The 7,292-nt window shown below is 67.7% G+C and carries 5 protein-coding genes; all 5 read right to left on the bottom strand.

What is annotated here, in order from left to right:
* Positions 1-919 (bottom strand): alpha/beta hydrolase family esterase (locus tag VFO68_RS22600; RefSeq protein ID WP_325160361.1); only part of this gene is annotated, 919 nt, incomplete at its 3' end.
* Between the two features lie 22 nt (positions 920-941).
* The gene (locus VFO68_RS22595) at positions 942-2,309 is read right to left on the bottom strand and encodes a glycoside hydrolase family 43 protein (RefSeq protein WP_325160360.1); all 1,368 of its coding nucleotides are present in this window, start codon (positions 2,307-2,309) and stop codon (positions 942-944) included.
* On the bottom strand, positions 2,306-3,940 hold the full coding sequence (locus tag VFO68_RS22590) for a glycoside hydrolase family 27 protein (RefSeq protein ID WP_414635551.1): 1,635 nt from the start codon (positions 3,938-3,940) through the stop codon (positions 2,306-2,308). Before VFO68_RS22590 ends, VFO68_RS22595 begins: the two co-directional genes overlap by 4 nt.
* 11 nt (positions 3,941-3,951) lie before the next feature.
* Positions 3,952-5,991 carry a family 43 glycosylhydrolase gene (locus tag VFO68_RS22585; protein WP_325160358.1) on the bottom strand — a complete coding sequence of 680 codons (2,040 nt, stop codon included), beginning with the start codon at positions 5,989-5,991 and terminating at the stop codon, positions 3,952-3,954.
* A gap of 8 nt (positions 5,992-5,999) precedes the next feature.
* On the bottom strand, positions 6,000-7,292 hold a 1,293-nt coding region (locus tag VFO68_RS22580; protein WP_325160357.1), incomplete at its 5' end, for a non-reducing end alpha-L-arabinofuranosidase family hydrolase.

The following is a 7,292-nucleotide window of genomic DNA, read 5'->3' as shown; positions in this document are numbered from 1 at the left end:
CGAACTGCGTGAAGAACCGCCACGTCTCCCCCGGCACCCAGGTCCGGGTGCCGTTGATACCGGGCACCCCATCCGCGGGAGCCGGGTTGTGATCTTCGTCGAACGCCGCCCAGACCACGGGGAACCCCGCTCGGCAGGAGTAGGCCGTCACGATGTGGGTCAGGCTGCCCTGGCTCGGTTCGCGCGGGGTCTGTGCGGCGCAGCCGTTGTTCCTGACGAACGTGTCGCGCAGCGACCGTCCCGAGGAGATGTTGAGCACCGAGTCCCTGATGCCGTGTATCCCAAGGTAGGGGACGGGCGCGGTGCCACCGCTGCACCCGCTGAGCCGCGCGCCGGACAGGACCGCGACCGCACGGAAGACCGTCGGCCGGGCACATGCGACCGCGAACGACATGGCGCCGCCGAAACTCCAACCCGTCGCGAAACGCTGCGTGGTGTCGACACACAGATCGGCTTCGATCCGCCTGAGCATGTCGTCGACAAAGGTGACGTCCTCGCCGCCGGTGTTGGCCCAGCCATTGTTGAGGCCCTGCGGCGCCACGAAGATGGTGCTGTTGTTCGACAGTCGCAGCAGGCCGTAGTAGGCCCACACATCCCGCTGCACGGTTTGACCGGTCGCGACATCGACAGCGGTACCGTTCAGCCAGTGGAACCCGAACACCAGCCGGTAGGGCCGGTTGTTGTCGTAGTTGTCGGGGATCCTCAGGATGAAGGTGCGGTTCCTGCCACTGCTCTGAATCGTGTGGGTACCACTGTTCAGTGTCGGAGCCCGGCCGCACCCGGCGGTCGCCGCCATCGTGCCGGCATCCGCAGCCGACGCGGTTTCCCCGGGGCCGCTGCCCTGCGCCGCGCTGCCCGTGGTCAGGACGAGCAGGGCCGCGACCGCGGCCGGCACGAAGAAGGTCCTACGCCTCAACATCACGTCACTCCTGGAAAGTCGACTACGCAGTGAACTGCCACCAGTTCACGTTGAGCAGGAAGCCGGTTCCGCCGGCGAACCTGAGGTACACGTCGTGCGTTCCCGTCGGCCGGTTCACCGAACACGAGACCGTCGTCCAGACCTGCCAGCCACCGGTGCCCGGGACGGTGCACGTTCCCGCCAGTGGGCCGTTGACGTTGTCCAGCCGAACCTCGACCCGGCCGCCACTGGTCGCCGAGGCCACCCGTGCGGTGAAGGACGCCGCGCCGGCGCCGAACGCGGCGCCCTTGACCTTGATCCAGTCGCCGTTCTCGATCCACCCGACGTTCATGCCGCCTTCGCTGGAACGCTCCGTCTCGACACCGGACTCCGAGGCGATCGTCTCGGCCTCCTGCCGGACGTAAGGATTCAGCGTGCCCACCTGAGGCGCTCCCGCCGTGGTCATGGTGATGGTCGGGAACGTGCCGTCGGCGTTGTAGGTGAACCGCTCCACGGCGACCGAGCGGGTGAAACCGCCGCCGCCCGGCAAGGCGCCATTGTGGTAGAAGAAGTAGGAACTGCCGTTGAAGTCGATGATGCCCGGGTGGTTGGTGAAGCTGCTGCCCTGGGTGGGCATGATCGTCCCCCGGAACGTCCACGGCCCGGTCGGACCGGTACCCGTCGAGTAGGCGATGAACTCCGAGCAGCAGCGCGCCGCGAACACCAGGTAGTACAAGCCATTGCGCTTGTACACCCAGGGCCCCTCCTCGAAGAGGGTCGGCCGGCTCGCATTTCCGGTACGGGTGCCGAATCCCGCCGTGGTGAGAGGGATCTGGGTCGGACTGCCGGAGAAGGAGATCATGTCGGGGTTCAGCCGCACGAACCACAGGCGCGGATTGCCCCAGTACAGATAGGCCTGCCCGTCGTCGTCGATGAAGACGGTGGGGTCGATCTCACCGTTTCCCACCAGCGGACGTCCGAGTGCGTCGCGGAAGGGTCCGGTGGGACTGCTCGACACCGCCACCCCGATGACCATCGAGCCGGTCGACCGCTGCCGCATCGGAACGTACCAGTAGAACTGGCCGTTTCTGGCGACGACCTGGCCCGCCCAGGCGTTGGCGTCGGCCCAGGTGAAACTGGCAAGGTTCAGCGGAGAGCCATGGTCGGTCCAGTTCGCCATGTCGGTGGACGACCACACCCGCCACTCCCGCATGGTGAAGTTCGTCGAGCCGTCTTCGTCATGTCCCGTATACAGATACACCCGGCCGTTGACCACCAGTGGCGCCGGATCGGCGGTATAGATGGTTTGGACGATCGGGTTGTCCGCCTTGGCCACAGCCGGAAGCAAGGCCAGCACGAGCAGGCCCACGACCAGAAGTGGGAGTCGCACGGCGAACGATCGTCTCCTCATGACCGGGCCCACCTCTGGTTGGATTGGTTGTGGCAGGCCCAGAGGATCGCGGTCGATCCGTTCGCGGTGCCGGCCTGGTTGACGTCCAGGCAAAGTCCCGAACCGACGTTGCGGATCGAACCGTCCGGGTTGACGGTCCACCGCTGGTTGTTCTGACCGTTGCACGGCCAGATCACCACCCGGGTGCCGTTGACGGTGCCCTGGTTGAAGGCGTCCAGGCACTTGTCGCCGAACACGCGGATCTCGCCGGTGGCCCAGGTCGTCCACTGCTGGTTGGCCGCGGTGTGGCAGTCCCAGATCAGCACGGTGGCACCGGCTGCGGTGGACGCGTTGTCGACGTCGAGGCACCGGTTCGAGCCGACGCCGCGCAACCGAGCGGTGGTGCTGGCGATGGGCGTGCCGCCAGACACACGGAACGCGGCGACACCGTGTGCCGGCACGCTCGCGGTGATCTGCCCGCCGGTGCTCGACGTGGCGCCGGTCCACAGGTCGGTCAGGGTGAACGGCCCGCCGGACAAGCCGGCCTGCGCGGCGGTGGTGGTGATCGTGGCGGTGGCGCCGCCGCGGTTGAACAACCCGACGGCGACCGAGCCGTCGGCAAGGGGCTTGGCGAACACCTCGGTGTTGCCGTCGTCGCGCACCCGCCGTCCGCCGGCGCCGAGCCGGTCCTGGTTGACAGCCAGCAGGCGGGGGTTGCGCAGGACCGCACTCACGTCGGCCGACATCGTGCGAATGTCGTTGCCCGCCATCAGCGGCGCGGCCATCATCGCCCACAACGTGAAGTGCGACCGCGACTCGGTCAGTGTCAGCCCGGGCCGGCCGACCACCAGCATGTCCGGGTCGTTCCAGTGCTGCGGTCCGGCCTGCACGGCCAGCGGGGCGGTGACGTCGACGACGTTGCCCACACCCATCGGATAGCTGTTGACGTTGCCGTTCTGCCAGATGTCGAGCAGGTCCTCGGTGGTGCGCCACAGGTCGGCGACCTCGCCCCAGTTGAACTTGTCGCCGGTGACGGCGTGGAAGCTGTTGGGGTTGATGCTGTAGACGATCGGCCGCCCGGTTGCCCGGACGGCGTCGCGCATCAGGGTGAACCGGGCCACCTGCTCGTCGCGCGTGCCGTTGGGTGAGCACCAGTCGTACTTGAGGTAGTCCACACCCCAGGAGGCGAACGTGCCGGCGTCCTGGACCTCGTGGCCCATGCTGCCGGTCGAGCCGGGATGGGTGCCGACCCGCTGCGCGCAGGTGCGTTCGGTGGGCACCTGGTAGATCCCGAACTTCAACCCGCGGCCGTGGATGTAGTCGCCGAGCGCTTTCATGCCGCTGGGGAACTTCGTCGGGTGGGCGCGCAGGTTGCCCGCCGCGTCGCGCTGCGGGTCGAACCAGCAGTCGTCGACCACCACGTACTGGTAGCCGGCGTCGCGCATCCCCGAGCTGACCATCGCGTCTGCCGCCTGGCGGACCACCGTTTCGTTGACGCCGCACCCGAAGCTGTTCCAACTGTTCCATCCCAGCGGTGGGGTGACCGCCGGGCTTCCGGGCGCGGCCAGCGCCGAGGGTTGGCCAGGGACCGATGCGAGCAGAGCCACCGCCACCGCCGCGATTGCGAGACGTCCTCGTGATCGAGTGGGCATCATCGCCCCTTTCAGCCGATGAGGTCGAACTGCTCCGACGTGCCGATGGTGGTGCGGTTGGCGAGCAGCGGGTTGGTCCCGGCGGTGACGATGTTGTTGTTGGCGTGGGCTCGGAGGCTGACGCTGCCGTTGGCGTTGTTGATCAGGTCGAACTCCTCCCACGGGCCGATGGCGGTGCGGTTGGCGATCAGTGCGCTGGCCCCGGCGTTGTCGGCGCAGACGTAGTTGTTGTTGGCGTGCGCGCGGAGGCTGACGCTGCCGTTGGCGTTGGTGATCAGGTCGAACTGCTCCCACGGGCCGATGGTGGTGCGGTTGGCGATCAGTGCGCTGGCTCCGGCGTTTTCCGCGGTGACGTAACTGCCGTTGGCGCGGGCCCGCAGGCTGACCACTCGGGACGGTGGGATGGGGTTCGGGCCGGTGAGGGTGAACTGGGGCACGGAGACCGCGCCGCCGAGGGCCTGGGTGGCGTAGTTGAAGATGGCGTAGCGGTAGCCCATGAAGAAGCGCCAGTCGTTGCCCATGACGAATCCGGGCCCGAGCGGGGTGAAGTTGACACCGTCGGTGCTGTAGGAGAAGCGGCCCTGGCGGCCGGTGCCGGGCCGGATGTCGGCGTTGACGCGTAACCAGATGCGGCCACCGGAGATGGCGGCGCTGGCCTGCTCGGTGCCGAAACCGGTGGTGTTCCAGTTGCTGTCCATGGTCAAGCCGTTGACCATCACCACGCGGTTGGTTCCGCCGTCGCGTTTGACGCCGATCCACGCGGAGGAGTCGCGCAGCAGGGCAAGGCCGGCCCGGTCGCCGTCTCGCATGCTCGCGTAGTCGAGCGGGATCGTCGCGGTGGACATCGGCCCCAGGATCCGGTGGGAGAGCGCGTTTCGGGCGGAGTACAGGTCGTTGGTCACGGTCGCGGTCTGCAGCCGCAGTCCATTGCCGACCGTCCATCTGCTGTTGTCCGGGTTGTGGTTCCACTCCCACTCCGGGCCGAGCGCGGTGCCGGTGAAGGTGTCGGTGCCGGTCGGCGGTTTCACCGTGCGGGGCGGGGGCGGCAGGTTGGGTGCCGGGTAGCTGGTGCCCCACGCGCCGTTGACCGTCTGCAGGACCGGCCAGCCGTCGGCGGTCCAGGTGACCGGGGCCAGCACCGGCACCCGGCCGCCGGGGAAGGCGTCGACGAAGGCCATGTAGTACCAGTCACCGTTCTGGGTCTGCACCAGCCCACCCTGATGCGGAACCCCACCTCCCGGAATGGGGCCCGGGAGGTCGAGCAGGAGTTGGCGGACGGTGTACGGCCCGAACGGCCCGCTGGTCGACTTCAGGATGTACTGGCCGTTGGCCGGGCGGGTCAGGAAGATGTAGTAGGCGCCGTTGCGCTTGTAGAACCGGGCGCCTTCCAGGGTTCCGATGTTCGACGGGGTCTGGAACACCTGCTGGGTGCGGACCTGGGACAGCCCGTCGGCCGACAGCTGCGCCACGCTGATCGTGGTGTTGCCGTAGGCGACGTACATGGTGTCGTTGTCGTCGACCAGTAAGCCGGCGTCGTAGTAGCAGTTGGGGATCGTCGAGCGCTTCTGCCACGGCCCTTCGACCGAGGTGGCGGTGTAGATGTGCGTCTGGGCGAAGTCGACACAGCCGCCCCAGTAGAAGGTGTTGTTGCTGCGGCGGAAGTTGAGGAACGACGCCCAGATCCCCCGGACGTAGCCGCGTCCGCCGGTGAAGTCGTACTTGGCCCCGAAGTCCAGCCGGGGCACCGAGTGACCGGCGAACTCCCAGTTCACCAGGTCATACGACCGCAGGATCGGCGCCCCCGGCGAGTAGTGCATGGTCGAGGCCGAGTAGTAGAAGGTGTTGTCCACCCGGAAGATGTCGATGTCGGCCAGGTCCTCCCACAACACCGGGTTCGTGATCGGTGTCGCGGCGACCGAGGCATCACCGCCGGATGGTGTCACCGGTGCCGCGCTCCCAGGCAGCGCGGCACCGGGAACACCGGTCCCGGCGAGACAACTCGCGGCCAGCGCGACGGCGGCCAGCGCGTGGACCCACCGTGGGACACGCATCGTTCACCTCAGCAGGTCGAGTTGGTCTGGGTGAGCAGGCCCATCCGCCACGGCAGCCGGATGTACTCGCCGCTGGCGCCCGGATCCATGCCCTGGTACACGTACTGCAGCCGGCAGGGGTTGATGGTCTGGGTCTGGTCGTTGTTGGCGCGGATCAGGTCACCGTGGCTGATGTCGCGGGTCCACTGCCCACCCGGGAAGGTGACGTTGTTGGACCGGGCGAACGGGTTGGACTCGGTGTTGGCCAGCGGCGCCCAACTGCCGGTGAGACTGCTGGAGGTGTAGGACCGGAACCAGCGCCGCCCGTCCGAGCCGATCGCCTCCTGCAGCAGCAGGTACTGGTTGCTGCCGGCGACCTTGTACACGTTGGTCGCCTCGAACAGGGCGAACCGGGAGTCCGTCAGCACGATCTGGGTGTTGCCGAACCCGTTGGGGAAGCTGCCCTGACTGGTCTGCGCCCGGTAGATGTGGCCGTTGTCGTCGGAGAAGAACAGGAAGCAGTTGGCGCCGTCACAGATCACCCAGAAGTCGATCCACTGTCCCGGCCCCTTGTTCTGCGTGACGATCGGCGGCTCCTGGGCGATGAACGTCCGCGGCGCCGACCACGACCGCGGATCGGCCGGGTTGGTGCTGGTCGAGTAGGTGGGCGGGCCGGTCTGGTAGACCAGGTACCACAGGTTCTGCGGGGCGAAGAAGAACAACTGCGGGGCCGCCCGGTAGCCGGGTCCGATCCCCGAGGTGTCCAGGTAGGTGTGCTGCGCGGCCGCCGCCTGGGGCCAGTCGCCGAAGGCGAACTGCACCAGGCCCCAGCCCGACGGGCTGGCCGTGGTGGCGTAGATCAGCCACTGGTTGTTGAACCGAGTCACCGAAAAGTCCTTGATCGCCAACGCTTGCGAGTGCGCGGCGTCGGGCCTGGGCCCAGCCAGCACGCCACTGGACGACCACCGGAACGTCGACGGCAACGACCCACCGGGCGAGTCACCGAGCCGAACCAACTGCCACTGCTGGTTGGCCCCGCCCCCGTCGGAGAACTGGACCACCCGACCGCCATCTGCCGTGGAAGCCCCTTGCACCTCAACGGCCTTGTTGCTGTTGCGGTTGATCAACCGGACGAAGCCATCGGGCGAGTCGGCCAACCGGAACTGCTGGTTGGTTCCGTTCAGGTCGCTCCACTGCACGATCTGGGCCCCGTCGGCGGTGGAGAAGTTGAACACGTCCAGCACCTTGCCCGAATGCCGCGCCCGCAACCGGTAGAAGCCACCCCCCGAGTCCACGAACTGCCACTGCTGGTTGAGGCCATC

It is taken from the genome of Actinophytocola sp. (genome assembly GCF_035712165.1).
Classification (GTDB): Bacteria; Actinomycetota; Actinomycetes; order Mycobacteriales; family Pseudonocardiaceae; genus DASYTH01.
Note: the sequence above shows the minus strand (reverse complement) of the source record. Positions and strands in the feature narration are given on the sequence as shown.

Coding starts and splice junctions, on each gene's coding strand:
- VFO68_RS22595 (WP_325160360.1), bottom strand. CDS start 2,309: ATGAGGAGACGATCGTTCGCCGTGCGACTCCCACTTCTGGTCGTGGGC.
- VFO68_RS22590 (WP_414635551.1), bottom strand. CDS start 3,940: ATGCCCACTCGATCACGAGGACGTCTCGCAATCGCGGCGGTGGCGGTG.
- VFO68_RS22585 (WP_325160358.1), bottom strand. CDS start 5,991: ATGCGTGTCCCACGGTGGGTCCACGCGCTGGCCGCCGTCGCGCTGGCC.